Source organism: Geodermatophilus sp. SYSU D00879, assembly GCF_054050375.1.
The window spans coordinates 56,892-75,704 of sequence record NZ_JBJGZF010000013.1 but is presented as its reverse complement, the minus strand read 5'-3'; the positions used below and the strand labels follow the sequence as shown (position 1 = coordinate 75,704).

17 protein-coding genes are annotated in these 18,813 nt (G+C 74.5%); 7 read left to right on the top strand and 10 right to left on the bottom strand.

Features of this window, described 5'->3' with window-relative positions; all coding sequences use genetic code 11:
• Nucleotides 1–35 precede the first annotated feature (35 nt).
• Entirely contained in the window at nt 36–839 is an 804-nt protein-coding gene (locus tag ACI79B_RS16690) for an exodeoxyribonuclease III (protein ID WP_456927603.1), read from the top strand.
• A gap of 158 nt (nt 840–997) precedes the next feature.
• Here the strand turns inward: ACI79B_RS16690 and ACI79B_RS16685 are convergent, their stop codons facing one another.
• From ACI79B_RS16685 to ACI79B_RS16660, 6 genes are all read right to left on the bottom strand, one after another.
• The gene (locus ACI79B_RS16685; RefSeq protein ID WP_456927605.1) at nt 998–1,801 is read right to left on the bottom strand and encodes an NYN domain-containing protein; all 804 of its coding nucleotides are present in this window, start codon (nt 1,799–1,801) and stop codon (nt 998–1,000) included.
• Nucleotides 1,802–1,941: 140 nt separating this feature from the next.
• Nucleotides 1,942–2,877 carry an ABC transporter permease gene (locus tag ACI79B_RS16680; RefSeq protein ID WP_456927606.1) on the bottom strand — a complete coding sequence of 312 codons (936 nt, stop codon included), beginning with the start codon at nt 2,875–2,877 and terminating at the stop codon, nt 1,942–1,944.
• Nucleotides 2,874–4,082: a quaternary amine ABC transporter ATP-binding protein gene (locus ACI79B_RS16675; RefSeq protein WP_456927607.1), complete on the bottom strand. Its 1,209-nt coding sequence runs from the start codon at nt 4,080–4,082 to the stop codon at nt 2,874–2,876. Before ACI79B_RS16675 ends, ACI79B_RS16680 begins: the two co-directional genes overlap by 4 nt.
• 1 nt (nt 4,083) lies before the next feature.
• Nucleotides 4,084–5,058, bottom strand: coding sequence for a glycine betaine ABC transporter substrate-binding protein (locus tag ACI79B_RS16670; protein ID WP_456927608.1), 975 nt, complete (start codon nt 5,056–5,058; stop codon nt 4,084–4,086).
• Nucleotides 5,059–5,186: 128 nt separating this feature from the next.
• A complete protein-coding gene (locus ACI79B_RS16665) occupies nt 5,187–6,080 on the bottom strand; it encodes a TauD/TfdA dioxygenase family protein (protein WP_456927609.1) in 894 nt (297 codons plus the stop codon).
• 52 nt (nt 6,081–6,132) lie between these two features.
• Nucleotides 6,133–6,222 (bottom strand): putative leader peptide, encoded by a 90-nt coding sequence (locus tag ACI79B_RS16660; protein ID WP_456927610.1) that lies wholly within the window; start codon nt 6,220–6,222, stop codon nt 6,133–6,135.
• 50 nt (nt 6,223–6,272) lie between these two features.
• Here ACI79B_RS16660 and ACI79B_RS16655 point away from each other — a divergent pair, with 50 nt between their 5' ends.
• Nucleotides 6,273–7,742 (top strand): aldehyde dehydrogenase family protein, encoded by a 1,470-nt coding sequence (locus ACI79B_RS16655; RefSeq protein ID WP_456927611.1) that lies wholly within the window; start codon nt 6,273–6,275, stop codon nt 7,740–7,742.
• A gap of 24 nt (nt 7,743–7,766) precedes the next feature.
• Here ACI79B_RS16655 and ACI79B_RS16650 read toward each other — a convergent pair whose 3' ends face one another.
• Genes ACI79B_RS16650 through arsM form a run of 3 tightly spaced genes read right to left on the bottom strand, consistent with a single transcriptional unit; the run spans nt 7,767 to nt 10,044 of the window.
• The gene (locus ACI79B_RS16650; RefSeq protein ID WP_456927612.1) at nt 7,767–8,174 is read right to left on the bottom strand and encodes an arsenate reductase ArsC; all 408 of its coding nucleotides are present in this window, start codon (nt 8,172–8,174) and stop codon (nt 7,767–7,769) included.
• A complete protein-coding gene (arsB, locus tag ACI79B_RS16645) occupies nt 8,171–9,304 on the bottom strand; it encodes an ACR3 family arsenite efflux transporter (protein WP_456927613.1) in 1,134 nt (377 codons plus the stop codon). Before arsB ends, ACI79B_RS16650 begins: the two co-directional genes overlap by 4 nt.
• Nucleotides 9,301–10,044 (bottom strand): arsenite methyltransferase, encoded by a 744-nt coding sequence (gene arsM, locus ACI79B_RS16640; RefSeq protein WP_456927614.1) that lies wholly within the window; start codon nt 10,042–10,044, stop codon nt 9,301–9,303. The genes arsB and arsM overlap by 4 nt, the downstream gene beginning before the upstream one ends.
• 102 nt (nt 10,045–10,146) lie before the next feature.
• On the opposite strand from arsM, the gene ACI79B_RS16635 reads away from it, so the two are divergent.
• The 3 genes from ACI79B_RS16635 to ACI79B_RS16625 all read left to right on the top strand — a co-directional run bounded on the left by ACI79B_RS16635 (nt 10,147) and on the right by ACI79B_RS16625 (nt 13,724).
• On the top strand, nt 10,147–10,500 hold the full coding sequence (locus ACI79B_RS16635; protein ID WP_456927615.1) for an ArsR/SmtB family transcription factor: 354 nt from the start codon (nt 10,147–10,149) through the stop codon (nt 10,498–10,500).
• A gap of 84 nt (nt 10,501–10,584) precedes the next feature.
• Complete coding sequence (locus ACI79B_RS16630) at nt 10,585–12,561, top strand: potassium transporter Kup (protein WP_456927616.1); 1,977 nt, start codon at nt 10,585–10,587, stop codon at nt 12,559–12,561.
• Between the two features lie 65 nt (nt 12,562–12,626).
• Nucleotides 12,627–13,724: a spore photoproduct lyase family protein gene (locus ACI79B_RS16625; RefSeq protein WP_456927617.1), complete on the top strand. Its 1,098-nt coding sequence runs from the start codon at nt 12,627–12,629 to the stop codon at nt 13,722–13,724.
• Between the two features lie 87 nt (nt 13,725–13,811).
• Here the strand turns inward: ACI79B_RS16625 and fdhA are convergent, their stop codons facing one another.
• On the bottom strand, nt 13,812–15,029 hold the full coding sequence (gene fdhA, locus ACI79B_RS16620; protein WP_456927618.1) for a formaldehyde dehydrogenase, glutathione-independent: 1,218 nt from the start codon (nt 15,027–15,029) through the stop codon (nt 13,812–13,814).
• Nucleotides 15,030–15,249: 220 nt separating this feature from the next.
• On the opposite strand from fdhA, the gene yaaA reads away from it, so the two are divergent.
• Nucleotides 15,250–15,999, top strand: a complete 750-nt coding sequence (yaaA, locus tag ACI79B_RS16615; RefSeq protein WP_456927619.1) for a peroxide stress protein YaaA — start codon at nt 15,250–15,252, stop codon at nt 15,997–15,999.
• Between the two features lie 157 nt (nt 16,000–16,156).
• A complete protein-coding gene (locus ACI79B_RS16610) occupies nt 16,157–18,769 on the top strand; it encodes a SpoIIE family protein phosphatase (protein ID WP_456927620.1) in 2,613 nt (870 codons plus the stop codon).
• The last annotated feature ends 44 nt before the right edge of the window (nt 18,770–18,813 follow it).

Sequence of the window (18,813 nt, the reverse complement as noted above, 5' to 3'; positions counted from 1 at the left end):
CCGGTCATCACCGGTGCCACCTAGGCTCGGGAACCGTGCGCCTCGCCACCTGGAACGTCAACTCCATCCGGACCCGGGTCGACCGGGTGACGGCCTGGCTGCAGCGCCGCGACGTCGACGTCCTGGCGCTGCAGGAGACCAAGTGCCGCGACGACCAGTTCCCCGAGGAGCGGTTCACCGAGCTCGGCTACGAGGTGGCGCACGTCGGCCACTCGCAGTGGAACGGCGTCGCCGTCGTCTCCCGGGTCGGGCTGGCCGACGTCGAGGTGGGCTTCCCCGGCATGCCGACGTGGGCGGCCAAGGAGGGTGCCGAGCCGGCCGCCGAGGCCCGCGCGCTGGGCGCCACCTGCGGCGGGGTGCGGGTGTGGAGCCTGTACGTCCCCAACGGCCGGCAGCTCGGCGACCCGCACTACGACTACAAGCTCGAGTGGCTGGCCGCGCTGCGCACCGCCGCCGGCGGCTGGCTGGCCGCCGACCCGGCCGCGCAGGTCGCGCTGGTCGGCGACTGGAACATCGCCCCCCAGGACGACGACGTGTGGGACATGAGCGTCTTCGCGCACTCGACCCACGTCTCGGTGCCCGAGCGGGAGGCGTTCCGCGCCGTCGTCGACGCCGGGTACGCCGACGTCGTCCGGCCGCTGGCCCCCGGTCCCGGCGTCTACACGTACTGGGACTACACGCAGCTGCGCTTCCCCCGCCGCGAGGGCATGCGGATCGACTTCGTGCTCGGCACCCCGCCATTGGCGGCCCGGGTGAGCGGGGCGCTCATCGACCGCGAGGAGCGCAAGGGCAAGGGCGCCAGCGACCACGCCCCCGTGGTGGTCGAGCTCGCCGACTGACGGACCGATCTGCTCCGACGTCGCCCCGAGTCGCGCGTCCACCCACCCGCGTCATCGCAGGGACCGGCCGTCGAACTGCTCAGCAGCCTGCTGGGCGTCGCGACGTCCGGTGGTGGTTCGAGGAGCCGCTGGCTGCGAGTGCCCCCGCGCCGCGTCGGCTACTTCGTCGTCTCCGCCCGCCCCTCGGACACCTGCTCCTTCAGGCCGACCCAGGGATGGGACGAACCGTCGGGACCGGGGACCCCCTTCACCTTCACGAAGTCCAGGCTGCCGACGAGCATCCCCAGCCGAGGAAAGCCGTAGTTCCGGGAGTCGAACGACGGGTGGTTGTTGACGATGTAGGCGCCCACTGTCGAGAGAGGCGCCCAGCCGTCGTCGCGAACCGTGGCCAGGAGGGCCGGCACGAGGACCTCCTCGATGTCGGGTACGGCTGACCTGTCGAGTCGTTCGTCCCACACGGGAGTCGTCGCACCCGCAGGGCGGTCAGGGTCGACGGTGGTGGACGACTCATCGCCGCTCGTGGCGCCGAGCCCGTCCGCGGCATGTCCGGTGAGGACCTCGGTGAAGGTGAACCGGTCGCACGCGTTCTGGAAGGAGACGTGCGTCTTCTGAGCCCCGATGCCGTAGACGCGTCGTCCTGACTCTCGCAGTCTCATGGCCAGGCGCGTGAAGTCACTGTCGCTCGAGACGAGGAAGAAGACGTCGACGTTGCCGGAGTACAGGAGATCCATCGCGTCGATGATGAGCGCCGCGTCCGTGGCGTTCTTGCCCGCGATGTAGGCCGACTGCTGGACGGGCTGGATGGCGAGCTCCGAGAGCTGGTCCTTCCAGCCGCTCAGGTAGGGGCTCGACCAGTCCCCGTACCCGCGCTTGATCCCCAACGTGCCCTTCTTGGCCGCCTCAGCCAAGACGGCACCGCCGAGTTGCCAACTGATGTTGTCGCAGTCGATCAACACCGCCACTCGATCGACATCCGCCACTTCGCCCCCTGGAACTCGTGTCCGGCCACCCGGTCGCACCCATGGTCGCGGAGAGGCGCGTTCCGCTCCACGCGCCCCTCTGACGCCCGAGGGATGCGGCTCGCCGACTGACGCGGCCGCCGTCAGGTGGTCACGCGCGCACCGGCGGGCGACGACGCGACCTCGGGCTCGCCGGCCCGCTCCGACGGAGCCCGCTCGGCGGGCCGGCGGCGGAGGCGCAGCATGCGCGACAGGGCGGTCTGCTGCCCGAAGGACGCGGTCAGCCGGTCGAGGAAGATGGCCAGCAGGACCACGGCCAGGCCGCCCTCGAAGCCGCTGGCGACGTCGAGCTGGGTGACCGCCCGCACCACCACCGCGCCCAGGCCGGCCGCGCCGAGCAGGCCGGCGGTGACCACCATGGACAGCGCCAGCATGATCACCTGGTTGACGCCGGCCATGATCGACGGCAGCGCCAGCGGCAGCTGCACCTCGCGCAGCACCTGCCCCGGGCGGGCGCCGAAGGCCTGCGCCGCCTCGACCACCTCGCGGTCGACCTGCCGGATGCCCAGCTCGGTCAGCCGCACGCCCGGCGGGATGGCGAACAGGATGGTCGCCACGACGCCCGGCACGACGCCCACGCCGAAGAAGAAGACGGCGGGGATCAGGTAGACGAACACCGGCAGCGTCTGCATGAAGTCCAGCACCGGCCGGACCGTCATGCTCACCGCCCGGGAGCGGGCCGCCAGGATCCCGAGCGGGATCCCGATCGCCGCGGCGATGACCGCCGCCACCAGCACCAGCGCGAGGGTCTGCATCGTCTCGACCCACAGCTCCAGCGACACCACCAGCAGGAACGCCAGCACGGTGTAGAGCGCCAGCCACGGGCCGCGCAGCAGCAGGGCGAGCACCGTGAACACCACGATCCACACCACCGGCGGCGGGGAGACCAGCACGTCGGTGAGCCGGTCCACGAGGACCTGCATGACGTTGGAGATGGCGTCGAACAGCCACGGGACGGTCGCGAGCAGCCAGTCGATGAGGTCGGCGACCCACTGGCCGAGCGGGATGTGCGGGATCACGGGCGCCTCCCCCGGACCGGGACGGCCGACAGCGCGTCGAGCACCGCGGCCCGCGGGACGACGCCGAGCAGCCGCCCGGCGTCGTCGACGACGCCGAGCGGCACGGGGTGCCGCCCGACCAGGTGCACGAACTCGACGACCGGGCGGTCGGCCGCGATGGTCGCGTGGTCGGCGACCAGCTCGCGCGGGCCGAGGGCGGACCGGCCCTCCTGCACCGCGCGGGCGAGCAGGTCGTCGCGGGCGACGCCGGCGATCCGCCCGTCACCGTCGAGGACGTAGACGCCGTTGGCCTCGGCCGCGCCCAGCGCCCGGAGCGCGTCGCCGGGGGCGTCGCCGAGCCGGGCGGTCAGCCGCGGCTCGCGCAGCAGGTCGCCGGCGGTGAGCACCCGGGTCCGGTCGACGTCGGAGGTGAAGTCGGCGACGTAGTCGTCGGCCGGCGCCGAGATGATCTCCGGCCCGGTGCCGAGCTGGACCGTCCGCCCGTCCTTGAGCATGAGGATCCGGTCGCCGAGCCGCATGGCCTCGTTGAGGTCGTGGGTGATGAACACGATCGTCTTCGCCAGCTCCGCCTGGAGCCGCTCCAGCAGGTCCTGCATGTCGCGGCGGATCAGCGGGTCCAGCGCGGAGAACGGCTCGTCCATGAGCAGCACCTCCGAGTCGGCGGCCAGCGCGCGGGCCAGGCCCACGCGCTGGCGCATGCCGCCGGACAGCTCGGCCGGCCGGGCCTCGGCCCGCTCGAGCAGCCCGACCGTCCCCAGCGCCCAGTCCGCCCGCTCGCGCTGCTCGGCCGCGCTCGCGCCGCGGACCTTGAGCGCGTAGGCCGCGTTCTCCCGGACCGTGCGGTGCGGCATCAGCGCGAAGTGCTGGAAGACCATGCTCATCTTCTCGTTGCGCACCGCGCGCAGCTGCGCGTCGTCGAGCGCCCGCAGGTCCCGGCCCTCGACCTCCACGGTGCCGGCGCTGGGCTCGATGAGCCGGTTGAGCAGGCGGACCAGCGTGGACTTGCCCGAGCCCGACAGCCCCATGACGACGAAGAGCTCACCGCGCTCGACGGCGAAGCTGACGTCGTGGACGGCGAGCGTCGCCCCGGTGCGCCGCTGGATCTCGTCGCGCCCGAGCCCCTCCCCGGCCAGCCGCAGGGCCTCCTGCTCCCGCGCCCCGAAGACCTTGGTCAGGCCCGAGACGCGCAGCACCGGCGCGGTCACGTCAGCCGATCCACTCGTCGATCTGGTCGCCGTGGGAGTCGACCCACTCGCGCGCCACCGTGGCCACGTCCTCGCCGTCGACGTCGACCTGCTTCTGCATCTCCTCCATCTCCTCGACGGAGATGCGGAAGTTCGTCAGCAGCTCGACGAAGCCCGGGGCCTGGTCCCGCAGCTCGTTGCTGGCGGCGATGTTGGCGCTGTAGGAGGGCATCGCGCAGGCGCCGTCGCCCTCGGTGAGGCAGCCGTCGGTGTAGGGCGTGGGCTCCTCGAGCTGCACCATGTCGTACTGCGCGAACACCGCGTGCGGGTGGTACAGGTACAGCACGATCGGCTCCTCGCGGCTGTAGCTGTTCTCCAGCTGCGCGAGCTCGGCGGCCTCGCTGGAGACGACGTGCTCCAGCTCGATGCCGTAGCCCGCGAGCCGCTTGGCGTTCTGCTCGGTGGTGATGTAGCCGGGGTCGGCGTCGTAGAACTTGTTGCCGAGCTGCTCGGCGTAGTCGTTGAGCTGGGTGACGCTGGTCAGCCCCTCCAGCGGCCCGCCCGGCTCGACGGCGTAGGCCGGCACGAACCAGCCCTGCGCGGCGTCGCCGTAGGTCTCCGAGACGATCTCGACCCGGTCGGCGGCCGAGTCGGCCAGCTCCTGCTGGTTGGGCAGCGCCACCTCGGTGAGCAGGTCGATGTCACCGCGCGCGGCGCCGGCCCAGGCGGCGGCGGGGTCGAGCTGGGTGGTCGCCAGCGAGGCGACGCCGAGGTCGGGGTTGTCGGCGGCGATCTCGCCCAGGATGCCGTTGGTCAGGCCGGCGGCGGTCCAGCTGAACTGGGCGGTCTGGACGGTGACGCCGTCGCCACCGCCACCGCCACCGCCGCCGCTGGCGCCGGAGCCCGCCTCCTCGCTCGTGCACCCGGCGAGGGCTGCGGCCAGGAGGGCGGTGAGCGCCACGGCGGAGGTGCGGGGGCGGAGGGGAGTGCGCTGCATGGGGTCCTCTTCCTGGGGACGTGGGCCCGGACGGGCCGCAGCAGGTGGGGGCACAGTACGAGGCGCAGGCCCCCTGGGGGAGCCTGCGCCTCGTACCGCGATCGGTCGGAGGAGGGCGGCGGCCGGGGTCAGACGGCGGCGGGTCCGACCGGGGCGTCGCCCCGGAGGGTGATGCGGTGCATGACACGGCGCTGGTCGCCGTAGTCGCGGTTGGCGTAGTGCACCGTCGACCGGTTGTCCCACATCACGACGTCACCGACGGACCAGCGGTGCCGCACGACGTGCTCCGGCTTGGTGATGTGCGCGTAGAAGAGGTCGAGCAGGTACCGGCTCTCGGCCTCGGAGACCCCCTCGATGTGCGAGACGAAGCCGGGGTTGACGAACAGCCCCTTGCGGCCGGTCTCGGGGTGCACGCGCACGACCGGGTGCGAGACGGGGACGAGGGCGCGGTACTCCTCGCCCTCCCACTTCGTGCGCTCCTCGCGCTGGGCGATGTAGTAGCCGAACTCGCGGGTGCCGTCGTGCACCGCGACGAGCTGGTCGGCCAGGCGCTGTACCGGCTCGCTGAGCGAGCGGTAGGCCAGCTCCAGGTCGGCCCACTGGGTGTCACCGCCGGTGGGCGGGAGGACGACGGCCCGCAGGACCGATCCCAGCGGCGGCCGGTGCACGAAGGTGACGTCGGTGTGCCAGACGTCGGCGAAGCCGCCGGTCGCGCTGTCGAGCGCGTAGATCTCCGGGTGCTCCTCGTCGACGCCCGGGACGACCGGGTGCGACTCGGTGACCTCGCCCAGCCGGCGGCCGAGGGCGATCTGGCCGTCGGGGTGCAGGTCGTGCTGGCCGGCGAAGAACAGCACCTTGTACTCGGCGAGCGCGGCCCGGATGGCCCGGACCTGCTCGTCGGTGGCGCGGGCGAGGTCGACGCCGTGGACCCGGGCGCCGATGGTCGGCTCCAGGCGCTCGAGGTCGAGGACGCCGCCGTCGAGTGCGGCGGGCGTGGTCGGGGCAGCGGCGAGCAGGGTCATGCCAGGTCTCCAGGGGTGGGTGCGGACGAGCGGACGGGGCCGGGGACGGAGCTCAGGCCCGACAGAGCGCGCTCGCGCACCGCAGCAGGTCGACGTGCCGGCGCTCGACGAGCGCAATCCGCACAATCCCGACCAACTGCATGGGGATTACCGTAGCCGGTGTCCCGCCTCCTGACGACGAGGGGTCCCGCCGTGTCCGTGCCCGGCTCGCTGTTCATCGACGGGACGTGGCAGGACGCCCGCTCCGGCCGCGTCCTGCGGGTCCTCGACCCGTTCGACGGGTCGGTCCTGGTCGAGCACGACGCCGCCACGCCCGCCGACGTCGACCGCGCGGTCGCGGCGGCGCGGGCGGCGTTCGAGTCCGGGAAGTGGTCGGGCCTGGCCGCGGCCGAGCGCGCGGCGGTGCTGTACCGCACCGCGGACCTGCTGGTCCGCGACCGCGAGCACGTCGCGCTGCTCGAGACCCGCGACACCGGCAAGACGCTCCGCGAGAGCCGGGCCGACGTCGACGACGTCGTGGCGGTGCTGCGCTACTACGCCGGGCTCGCGGTCGTCGACGTCGGCCGGTCCGTCGACGCGGGCCCCGGGGTCGACAGCCGGGTCGTCGCGGAGCCCGCCGGCGTGTGCGCGCTCATCACGCCGTGGAACTACCCGCTGCTCGAGGTCTCCTGGAAGCTCGCGCCGGCGCTCGCGGCCGGCTGCACGGCGGTGGTCAAGCCCAGCGAGCTCACCCCGCTGACCACCGCGCACCTGCTGTCGCTGCTGGCCGAGGCCGGCCTGCCCTCGGGGGCGGCCAACCTCGTGCTCGGCGACGGGGAGGTCGGCGCGGCGCTGGTCGCGCACCCCGACGTCGACCTGGTCAGCTTCACCGGCGGCACCGCGACCGGCCGGGCCGTCCTGCGCGCCGCCGCGGACACCGTGAAGCGGGTGCACTGCGAGCTCGGCGGCAAGAACCCGAACGTCGTCTTCCCCGACGTCGACGTGGACGTCGTGGTCGACAACGCCCTGTACGCGGCCTTCCTGCACGCGGGGCAGGTCTGCTCGGCCGGGTCACGGCTGCTCGTGCACGCCGACGTGCACGACGCCGTCGTGGCCGGCCTCGTCGCCGGCGCGGAGGCGATCCGGCTGGGCGACGGGCGGGACGAGCGCACCCAGTCGGGCCCGCTGGTCTCGGCGGCGCAGCGGGCGCGGACCGAGGAGATGGTCGCCGGGGCCCTCACCGAGGGCGCGGTCCTGGCCGCCGGTGGACGCCGCCCCGACGACCCGGCGCTGCGGGACGGCTTCTTCTACCGGCCGACGGTGCTGACCGGGTGCCGGCGGGACATGGCCGTCGTCCGCGAGGAGGTCTTCGGGCCGGTCCTCACCGTGGAGACCTTCACCGACGAGCAGGAGGCGGTCGCGCTCGCGAACGACACCGCCTACGGCCTGGCCGGCGCGGTGTGGACCGGCGACGACGAGCGCGCCGGGCGGGTGGCCGCCGCCCTGCGCTGCGGCACGGTGTGGATCAACGACTACCACCCGTACGTCCCCGGGGCGGAGTGGGGCGGGCGCGGGCAGTCCGGCGTCGGGCGGGAGCTCGGGCCCACCGGGCTGGCCGAGTACCGCGAGCTCAAGCACGTGTGGCGGCGGCGGTCGCCCGGCCGCAGCGGCTGGCTCGGCTGAACTCCGCCCCGTCGCGCCGGGCGGTCAGCGGGCGGGCACCAGCTCGGCGACCAGCGCGCGGACCCGCCGCTCGATCTCGTCGCGGATGGGCCGCACGGCCTCCACGCCCTTGCCGGCCGGGTCCTCGAGCTCCCAGTCGAGGTAGCGCTTGCCGGGGAAGACCGGGCAGGCGTCGCCGCAGCCCATGGTGATGACGACGTCGGAGGCCTCGACCGCCTCGGTCGTGAGCACCTTCGGCCGCTGGTCGGTGATGTCGATGCCGACCTCGGCCATCGCCTCCACGGCGGAGGGGTTGACCCGGTCGCCGGGCAGGGAGCCGGCCGAGCGGACCTCGACGGCGTCCCCGGCGAGGTGGCGCAGCCAGCCGGCGGCCATCTGGGAGCGGCCGGCGTTGTGCACGCAGACGAACAGGACGCTGGGACTGGAGGTCATCGGACTGCTCCTGGGAGGAGGGGACGGGGTGGTGCGGTGGGGTCACCGGGGAAGAACCGCCGCCCGGCCCACAGGGCGACGTACACCAGGGCCACGAGGACGGGGACCTCGATGAGCGGGCCGACGACACCGGCCAGCGCCTGCCCGCTGGTGACACCGAAGGTGCCGATCGCCACGGCGATGGCCAGCTCGAAGTTGTTGCCCGCCGCGGTGAAGGCCAGGGTCGCGGTCCTGGCGTAGCCGAGGCGCAGCCGCATGCCCAGCAGGAAACCCCCGCCGAACACGAGGAGGAAGTAGGCGAGCAGCGGCAGCGCGATCCGGGCGACGTCCCAGGGCCGCGAGGTGACGGCGTCGCCCTGCAGCGCGAAGAGCACGACGATCGTGAACAGCAGCCCGTACAGCGCGACCGGGCCGACCCGCGGCAGGAACCGCTCCTCGTACCAGTCCCGCCCACGCGCCCGCTCCCCCAGCGTGCGGGTGAGGAAGCCGGCGGCGAGCGGGACGCCGAGGAAGACGAGCACCGACACGGCGATCGCCCCGACGCTGAACTCCGCGGACGTCGTCGGCAGGCCGAGCCACCCCGGCAGCACCTGCAGGTAGAACCAGCCCAGCGCGGCGAAGGCCAGGACCTGGAACACCGAGTTGACCGCGACCAGGACGGCGGCGGCCTCGCGGTCACCGCAGGACAGGTCGTTCCAGACCAGCACCATCGCGATGCACCGGGCCAGGCCGACGATCACCAGGCCGGTGCGGTACTCGGGCAGGTCGGGCAGCAGCGCCCAGGCCAGCACGAACATCAGCGCCGGGCCGACCAGCCAGTTGAGCACCAGGCCGGCGGCCAGCAGCCGGCGGTCGCCGGTCACGCGGTCCAGCTCGGAGTACCGGACCTTGGCGAGGACCGGGTACATCATCAGCAGCAGGCCGATCGCGATGGGCAGGCTGACGCCGCCCACCTCGACCGCCGACAGGGCGCCGTCGAGCCCCGGCACCCAGCGGCCCAGCGCCAGGCCGAGCGCCATCGCGGCGGCGATCCACACCGGCAGGAAGCGGTCCAGGCTCGACAGGCGGGCGAGGACGGGCGCCTCCGGGCCGGTGCCCGCGCGGGGGCGCTCGGCGACGGCGTCGCTCACGCGGCCGCGGGCTTGACGGCCCGCACGATCGCGCCGTGCAGGCCGGGCGCGACCTCGTGCGTGAAGGTGACCGAGGCGTCGGCGAAGCCGGCCGCGGTGAGGCCCTCGAGGTACTCGGACCGGGACAGGGCGCCGGCGATGCAGCCGACGTAGGAGCCGCGCTCGGCGCGCTCGGCCGGGGTCACGGAGTCCTCGGCGACGACGTCGGAGATGCCGATGCGCCCGCCGGGGGCGAGCACGCGGAAGGTCTCGGCGAGCACCGCGGGCTTGTCGGTCGACAGGTTCACGACACAGTTGGAGATGACGACGTCGACGCTCGCGTCCTCGAGCGGGAGGTCCTCGATGGTGCCCTTGCGGAACTCCACGTTCGTCGCGCCGGCCTCCGCCGCGTTGACGCGGGCGAGGTCGAGCATCTCGTCGGTCATGTCGACGCCGTACGCGAAGCCGGTGGGACCGACGCGGCGGGCCGAGAGCAGCACGTCGATGCCCCCGCCGGAGCCGAGGTCGAGCACCCGCTCCCCCTCGTGCAGGTCGGCGACGGCGACCGGGTTGCCGCAGCCGAGCGACGCCAGCACGGCCTCGTCGGGGAGCCCCTCGGTGGCCGCGGCGTCGTACAGGCCGGCGCCGAAGCGCCCGTCGTCCCCGGCCGCCGGGCCGCAGCAGCCGCCCCCGACCTCCTGCGCGGCCGCGGCGTAGCGCGCCCGGACCTGCTCCCGCAGGTCGACCTCGGTCCCGGTCATGGCTCCTCCACACATCGATGGACGTCGATGGGAGGACGGTGCCACAGACATCGACGGTTGTCGATATCGACGTCCGTGGATGTCCGGTGCCACACTGGCGCCGTGACGACGTCGCTGCCGCTGGCCCCGGGGACCGACGCGTGCTGCGCGCCGCTGGTCCGCGCGCCCCTGAGCGCCACCGACGCCGCCACGTTGGCCGGGACGCTCAAGGCGATCGCCGACCCGGCGCGGCTCCGGCTGCTGTCGCTGGTGGCCGCCCACGACGGCGGCGAGGCCTGCGTCTGCGACCTCGTCGAGCCCCTGGGCCTGTCCCAGCCGACGGTGTCGCACCACCTCCGGGTCCTCGTCGACGCCGGCCTGCTCACCCGCGAGAAGCGCGGCGTGTGGGCCTACTACGCCCTCGTGCCCGGGGCCCTGGACTCCCTCGCCGCGGTCCTCACGACCACCGCGTCCTGAGCCCGGCGCTCCTCGATCGGGCGCCGCGCCCCGTCCGGGCGGAGACTCTCGGTCGGGGACCACCTCAGGACCGGGAGGTGCCGGGTGACGCACAGGCCAGCCTCCACCGAACCCCCGGCCGCCGGGAACGTCCCGCCACGCCTCCCGTCCGGGTCCACGGCCGCCGGCGCGGCCGGCCACGGGGGCGCCCGCGCGCTGGTCCTCGCCGCGCTGGGCGTCGTGTTCGGCGACATCGGGACCAGTCCGCTGTACGCCCTGCAGACGGTCTTCTCCATCGACGGCGGGGCCGTCCGGCCGACCGAGGCCGACGTGTACGGCGTCGTCTCGCTGATGGCCTGGTCGGTCACGATCATCGTGTCGGTCAAGTACGTCGGGATCCTCATGCGCGCCGACAACGACGGCGAGGGCGGCGTCATGGCTCTCACCGCGCTGGCGCGCCGGCTCTACGCCGGCCGGGCGAGGAGGACGACGGCGCTCGTGGTCATCGGCGTCGTCGGGGTGTCGCTGTTCTACGGGGACTCGCTGATCACGCCCGCGATCAGCGTCCTCTCCGCGGTCGAGGGCGTGCGCGTCGCCGCGCCGGCGCTCGGGCACCTCGTCGTGCCGGTGGCCGCGGTGATCGTCGTCGGGCTGTTCGCGGTCCAGCGCTTCGGCACCGGGCGGGTCGGGGCGCTGTTCGGGCCGGTCATGCTGCTGTGGTTCGCCGCGCTCGCCGTCGCCGGGCTGCGCGGCGTCCTGGCCGAGCCCGGCGTGCTCGCGGGGCTGTCGCCCACCTACGCCGTGCTCTTCGTCGCCGAGCACCCCGGGATCGCGTTCGTCGCGATGGGCGCCGTCGTCCTCGTCATCACCGGCGCCGAGGCCCTCTACGCGGACATGGGCCACTTCGGCCGGCCGCCGATCCTGCGGGCCTGGTTCCTCGTCGTCTTCCCGGCGCTCACGCTGAACTACCTCGGCCAGGCCTCGCTCATCCTGCGGCACCCCGACGCGGTGTCCAGCCCGTTCTTCCTGCTCCTGCCGTCGTGGGGCCGGGTGCCGATGGTCCTGCTCGCCACCGCGGCCACCGTCATCGCGAGCCAGGCGGTCATCTCCGGTGCGTTCTCGCTGTCCCGCCAGGCCGTCCAGCTGGGACTGCTGCCCCCGGTCACCGTCCGCCAGACCTCCCGGACCGAGGCCGGGCAGATCTACCTGCCGGGCGTCAACGCGCTGCTGTTCGCCGGCGTGCTCGTCGTCATGCTGTCGTTCCGCTCCTCCGAGCGGCTCGCCACCGCCTACGGCGTCTCGGTCACGGGGGCGCTGGTGGTGGACACCGTGCTCATGCTGCTGGTCGCGCGGGTCCTGTGGCACTGGGACGCCTGGCGGCTCGGCCTCGCTGCGGCCGTCTTCGGCGGCCTGGAGCTCACCTTCCTGTCCGCCAACCTCTCGAAGGTGGCGCACGGCGGGTGGCTCCCCCTGGCCATCGCCCTGGCCGTCTTCACCGTCATGACCACCTGGCGGCGCGGCCGCGAGATCGTCGCGGGCAACCGCCGGCACCAGGAGGGGCCGCTGTCGGAGTTCGTCGAGGACCTGTACCGGCGGGGGATCCCCCGCGTGCCCGGCACCGCGGTGTTCCTGCACCCGGGCAAGGACACGACCCCGCTGGCGCTGCGGGCCAACGTCCGGCACAACGGCGTCCTCCACCAGGACGTGGTGATCGTCTCGGCCGTCTCGGCCACCGTGCCGCACGTGCCGCTGTCCCGGCGCTTCGAGGTCGACGACCTCGGGCACGCCGACGACCACATCCAGCACCTCACCGTGCGGTACGGCTTCTCCGAGGACCCCGACCTCCCGACGGCACTGCGCCAGGCGTGCCGGGCCGGCCTGCTCGAGTCGGACTCGGTCGACGAGGAGACCGCCTCCTACTTCATCTCGCGCGGGCCCATCCGGCGCACCCGCACACCCGGCATGGCCCGTTGGCGCAAGGTGCTGTTCCTGGGCCTCGCCCGCAACGCCGCCGACCCCGCCGCGTACTTCGGCCTGCCGGTCGACCGCACCGTGACGATGGGCAGCCCCGTCGACGTCTGAGCGGCGTGTCCCACCTCACCCGGCGACCCGGCAGCACGGCTCCCACCAGGGCGTTCTCCCTGGTGATGACCGCACCCGCCCTGCCCGGGGCCCCCTCCCGCACCCGCCCGTGGACGCCGAGGCGCGTCCTCGTCACCCGCTCGGCCGCCGAGCGCCCGCACGGACAGCGCGTCCTGCGCCGCCTCGAGGCCGCCGGCGTCGACGCGATCGACCTGCTGCCCGGCGACCGGCTGCCCTCGCTGCGCGGGGACGACGACCGTGCTGCCTTCACGGCCGCCAAGGACACGATGGCGCTGGTCGTACCGCCGCCGTCCAAGCGCCGGCTGCAGCCCATCCCGCCGTCGGCGGACTTCCGGCTCGACCTGGCCGAGGGCTGCCCCGCCCACTGCCAGTACTGCTACCTCGCCGGGTCGCTGGCCGGCCCGCCGATCACCCGCGTCTGGGCCGACCTCGACGAGGTGCTCGAGGGCCTCGACGCCTACGTCGGCCGGGGCCACGTCACCTCCGGCACGCTCGAGCGCGGCGCCGAGGGGACGACGTTCGAGGCGTCCTGCTACACCGACCCGCTGGCGATCGAGCACCTCACCGGCGGGCTGGCCCGCATGGTCGAGCACTTCGGCACCCACGCGTGGCCGGGCCCCGTGCAGCTGCGCGCGACCACCAAGTTCGACGACGTCGCCGGCCTGCTGGACCTGCCGCACGGCGGCCGCACCCGGCTCCGGTTCAGCCTCAACGCCGCCCCGGTGGCCCGCCGGTTCGAGGGCGCCACGGCGCGGGTCGAGGCGCGCATCGCCGCGCTGGCCACCGTCGCCCGCGCCGGCTACCCGGTCGGCCTGACCATCGCGCCGATCATGCCGGTGGACGGCTGGCGCGAGGAGTACGGCGCCCTGCTCGACGCCGTCGCCGCGGCGCTGCCGGCGGACGCCGACCTCACCGTCGAGTGCATCACGCACCGGTTCACCCCGGGCAGCAAGGAGACGCTGCTCGACTGGTACCCGCGGACGAAGCTGGAGATGGACGAGTCGGCGCGCACGCTCAAGCGCGGGAGGTTCGGCTCGGTCAAGCACGTCTACCCGAAGGAGACGATGGCGCAGCTGCGGCCCTGGTTCGAGGCCGCCGTCGCCGACCGGCTCCCGCAGGCCCGCTTCCTCTACTGGACCTGAGTCCGCCCGCGATCATGGCGCCGGGACCGTGCCGGACGGGCCGGCGGCGGTCACGGCGCCATGGTCGTCGGGACCGGGCGACCGGGGTCAGGCGGCCGGGATGAGGCCGTTCGGGTCGAGCACGTACTTCCTCGCCGCGCCCTGGTCGAACTCCTGGTAGCCGCGCGGGGCCTCCTCGAGCGGGATGACCGTCGCGTTGACCGCCTTCGCGATCTGCACCTTGTCGTGCAGGATCGCCATCATCAGGCCGCGGTGGTAGCGCATGACCGGGCACTGGCCGGTGGTGAACGCGTGCGACTTCGCCCAGCCCAGGCCCAGCCGGATCGACAGCGAGCCGGTCTTGGCCGCCTCGTCCACCGCACCGGGGTCGCCGGTCACGTAGAGGCCGGGGATGCCCAGCGCGCCGCCGGCCCGGGTGATGTCCATCAGCGAGTTGAGGACCGTGGCCGGCGCCTCGTGCGAGGCGTCCGCACCGTGCCCGCGTGCCTCGAAGCCGACGGCGTCCACGCCGCAGTCGACCTCGGGCGTGCCGAGGATCTGCTCGATCTGGTCCTTCGGGTCGCCCTGGGAGACGTCGACGGTCTCGCAGCCGAAGCTGCGGGCCTGGGCCAGCCGGTCGGCGTTGAGGTCGCCGACGATGACGACGGCGGCACCGAGCAGCTGGGCGGAGGCGGCCGCCGCGAGTCCCACCGGGCCGGCGCCCGCGATGTAGACCGTCGAGCCGGTGCCCACACCGGCGGTGACGCAGCCGTGGTAGCCGGTCGGGAAGATGTCCGACAGCATCGTCAGGTCGCGGATCTTCGCCAGCGCCTGGTCCCGGTCGGGGAACTTCAGGCAGTTCCAGTCCGCGTACGGGACCATCACGAACTCGGCCTGCCCGCCGGTCCAGCCGCCCATGTCCACGTAGCCGTAGGCCGAGCCTGGACGGTCGGGGTTGACGTTGAGGCAGATCCCGGTCTTGCCCTCCTTGCAGTTGCGACAGCGGCCGCAGGCGATGTTGAAGGGCACGCTGACGATGTCGCCGATCTCGAGGAACTCGACGTCGGGGCCCTTCTCCACGATCTCGCCGGTGATCTCGTGGCCGAGGACGAGCCGCTCCGGCGCCGTCGTCCGGCCGCGGACCATGTGCTGGTCACTGCCGCAGATGTTGGTGGCGACCGTCCGCAGGATGACGCCGTGCGGCGTCTTGCGGCCGACGTTGGCCGGGTTGACCCCGGGCCCCTCCTTGAGCTCGAGCCCCGGGTAGTCCAGGTCCGCGACCTCGACCTTGCCCGGACCCATGTACATGACCGCCTTGTTCGCCACGGACGTGCCTCCTCTCGGCAGCCGGCACGGCACTGTGCCGGACACCGTCTCGTTCGCCGCGCCGGCCGGCGCGGCCCTGGTGCCGCCCCCTGCGCCAGGACGGGACTCCTGGTCTCGGGGTCCGGCGGGGTCCGAGTGTGGCCCGGGTCACGAGACGGTCTCGACGGCGACACCGACCCCTTCCCGACGCGCGGCACGTTGCGACGTACCGTCGCCGGTCGTGCTCGTACTGCTCCCGCCCTCGGAGACCAAGTCCCCGGACGGCGACGGCGCCCCGCTCGACCTGGCCGCCCTCTCCACGCCGGAGCTCACCCCGCTGCGCGCGCGGCTGGTCGAGGCGCTGGTCCGGCTGGCCGCCGACCCGCCCGCCGCCCGCGCGGCGCTGGGCCTGTCCCCCGGCCAGGACGCGGAGCTGGCCCGCAACGCCGCGCTGTGCACCAGCGCCACCGAGCCGGCGCTCGAGCGGTACACGGGCGTCCTCTACGACGCCCTCGCCGTCCGCACCCTGACGCGCGCGCAGCGGGCCCGGGCCGACCGCCGGCTCGCCGTCGGCTCGGCGCTGTTCGGCCTGGTCCGCGCGACCGACGCCATCCCGGCCTACCGGCTGTCGGCCGGCTCCGCGCTCCCCGGGCTGCCCAGCCTGCGCACGCTGTGGCGCCCGGTCCTCGGCCCGGTGCTCGCGGACTCCGGCGAGCTCGTCGTCGACCTGCGCAGCGGGGCCTACCAGGCGCTGGCCCCCGTCCCGGGCGCGGTCACCGTCGACGTCCTGAGCGAGCGCGCCGACGGCAGGCGGGCCGTGGTCAGCCACGCCAACAAGGCCCACAAGGGCCGGGTGGCCCGCCTGCTGGCCACGACGACGGCCGAGCCGGAGGACGCCGGGCGGGTGCGCACGCTGCTGCGGCGGGCCGGGTTGCACGTGGAACACGACGGTGCCGACGCGCTCACCCTGGTCCTGCCTGCGGCGGCGTGAGCGGCGCGCCGTCACGGCTTGTGACGGCGGAGGTTTTCTCCCGTGATCCCTGTCGGCGGTCCTGACCGTCGCTTACGATGTACACGGCGTCCGGACCCAGCCTCGGCCGGACCGCCGGTGTACGAGGAGTCGGCCGTGAGCCGCGCGAAGGGTTTCGGTGGACGACACGTCTGGGCTCCCCGGGGAGCCGCCGGTCCCGGGTCCGCGCGACGCCGCCGAACTGCTCAAGGCCGACCGGCCCCGCACCGAGGCCGCGCACCGGCTGCGGCTGCGTGACGCCAGCGTCGTCCTCGACCGTCTCGCCGAGCTCGCCGCCCGGCTGGTCGGCGCCCCGGTCGCCCAGCTGTCCCTGCTCGACGACGTCCAGGTGGTCGTCAGCGGCACCGGGCTGCCGCCGGGCACGGTCGGCAGCGAGGTCCCGATCGAGACGACCGCCTGCGCCGTCGCCGCCGCCGAGCGGGCGCCGCTCGTCGTGCCCGACGCCCACGCCGAGCCCCGCGCGGCCGAGCTGCCGCAGGTGGCCGCCGGCGCGGTGGGCGCCTACCTCGGCGTCCCGCTGATCGCCTCCACCGGCCACACGGTCGGCGTCCTGTGCGTCGTCGCCCCCGCCCCGCGGTCGTGGTCGGACACCGACGTCTCCACCCTGCGCCAGCTCGCCGCGGCCGCCGTCACCGAGCTCGAGCTCGCCGCGCTGCGCACCGAGTACGAGGGCGACCGGCTGCGCTGGAGCCTGGCCATCGACGCCGCCGGGATCGGCACCTTCGACTGGGACCTGCACACCGGCGAGCTGACCTGGGACGCGCGGCTGGTCGAGATGTTCGGGTACGCGCCCGACGAGTTCGGCGGCACCATCGAGGACTTCAACGCGCGGGTCCACCCCGACGACCTGCCGCGGGTCACCGACGCGCTGCAGGCCAGCATCGACAGCCGCGGCGACTACGAGGCCGAGTACCGCGTGGTCTGGCCGGGCGGGGAGACCCGCTGGGTGCAGGCCCGCGGCCGCACGCTGGCCGACGAGCGCGGCGCGGCGGCCCGCGTGCTCGGCGCCGCCTACGACACGACCGCCGAGCGGGCCGCGGGCGTGCGGGTCACCCGGGTGCTCGAGGCGATGCCGGCCGGCTTCTACTCCCTCGACCGCGAGTGGCGGTTCACGCACGTCAACGCCGAGGCCGAGCGGCTGCTGGGCCGCAGCCGCGAGGAGCTGCTCGGCCAGGAGCTCTGGACGGCGTTCCCCGCCGCGGTCGCCAGCGCGTTCGAGGAGAACTACCGCGCCGCCGTCCGCACCGGGACGCCGGTGCAGTTCGACGCGCACTACCCCGCGCCGCTCAACGGGTGGTACGAGCTGCGCGCCTGGCCCAGCCCCGAGGGGCTGTCGGTCTACTTCCTCGAGGTCACCGAGCGCCGCCGCGTGCAGGACCGTGCCGAGCGCGCCGCCCAGCGGCTCGCCCTGCTCGCCCAGGTCAGCGCCGAGCTCGCCGGCGCGCTGGACCCGCACACGGCGACCGGGCACCTGCCGCGGCTGGTCGTCCCGGCGCTGGCCGACTGGTGCATCGTCACCGTCGTCGACCCCGACGGCCGCCCGCGCGACGTCGGGCACTGGCACGCCGTCCCCTCGCAGCGCGCCCTGGTGGAGCGCTACGCCGCGGTCCGGCTCGACGCGATGCCGGCCACCGCGCCGCTCATGCGCGCCCTGCTCACCGGCGAGCCGGTGATGGAGCGCGGCGACGCCGTGCGCGACCTGCTGGCCGAGGGCGAGGCCCGCGACCTGCTGAGCGCACTGGCCCCCGAGTCGGCGATCTCGATCCCGCTGCGCGGCCGCGACCGCACGCTCGGCGTGATGACGCTGTACTGGCGGGCGGGCTGGACGCCGCGCGAGGAGGACCTGGCCACCGCCCAGGACGTCGCCGACCGGGCCGGCCTGGCGCTGGACAATGCCCGCCTCTACGGCCAGCAGCGGGCGCTCGCCGAGGGCCTGCAGCGCAGCCTGCTCACCGAGCCGCCCGAGCCCGACCACGCCCAGATCGCTGTCCGCTACCTCCCGGCCGCCGAGGCCGCGCGGGTCGGCGGGGACTGGTACGACGCGTTCCTGCAGCCGGGCGGGTCGACGATGCTGGTCATCGGCGACGTCGTCGGCCACGACACCGAGGCCGCCGCCGCGATGGGGCAGCTGCGGGCCCTGCTGCGCGGCATCGCCACCTACAGCGACGCCGGCCCCGGCGAGGTGCTGCGCGGCCTGGACGCCTCGATGGCCGTGCTGCAGACCCGGGTCCTCGCCACCGCCACCGTGGCCCGCTTCGAGCAGACCGACGACGAGCGGGTGCGCGGCGTCACCCGGATGCGCTGGGCCAACGCCGGGCACCTGCCGCCGCTGGTCATCAACCCCGACGGCAGCGTGGCCGAGCTGGCCACCTGGCGCGGCGACCTGCTGCTCGGCGTCGACCCGGACTCCCGCCGCGAGGAGTCGGTGGTCACCCTCGACCGCGGCGCCACCGTGCTGCTGTTCACCGACGGGCTCATCGAGCGCCGCGACGCCGACCTCGACGCCGGCATGGCCCGGCTGCGCGAGGCGCTGCGCGAGCTCGCCGGCCGACGGCTGGACGACCTGCTCGACGAGGTGCTGTACCGGCTGGTGGACGGCCGCCCGGAGGACGACGTCGCGCTCGTCGCGGTCCGGCTGCACCCGCAGGACCGCCCGCGCCCGCCCGACGCCGGCCCCAACCGGGTGCCCGACGTCGTCCCCGAGGACCCGGCGAGCCCCACACTGCGCTGACCGGCCCGACCGGTCAGGAATCGAGAAGCCCCGGGGGTCCGCCC

Excerpts from the sequence above, each read along its gene's own strand:
- ACI79B_RS16650 (WP_456927612.1), bottom strand. The coding sequence starts at position 8,174 with ATGACCTCCAGTCCCAGCGTCCTGTTCGTCTGCGTGCACAACGCCGGC.
- arsM (WP_456927614.1), bottom strand. The coding sequence starts at position 10,044 with ATGACCGGGACCGAGGTCGACCTGCGGGAGCAGGTCCGGGCGCGCTAC.
- ACI79B_RS16670 (WP_456927608.1), bottom strand. The coding sequence starts at position 5,058 with ATGCAGCGCACTCCCCTCCGCCCCCGCACCTCCGCCGTGGCGCTCACC.
- ACI79B_RS16660 (WP_456927610.1), bottom strand. The coding sequence starts at position 6,222 with ATGCAGTTGGTCGGGATTGTGCGGATTGCGCTCGTCGAGCGCCGGCAC.
- ACI79B_RS16625 (WP_456927617.1), top strand. The coding sequence starts at position 12,627 with ATGACCGCACCCGCCCTGCCCGGGGCCCCCTCCCGCACCCGCCCGTGG.
- ACI79B_RS16665 (WP_456927609.1), bottom strand. The coding sequence starts at position 6,080 with ATGACCCTGCTCGCCGCTGCCCCGACCACGCCCGCCGCACTCGACGGC.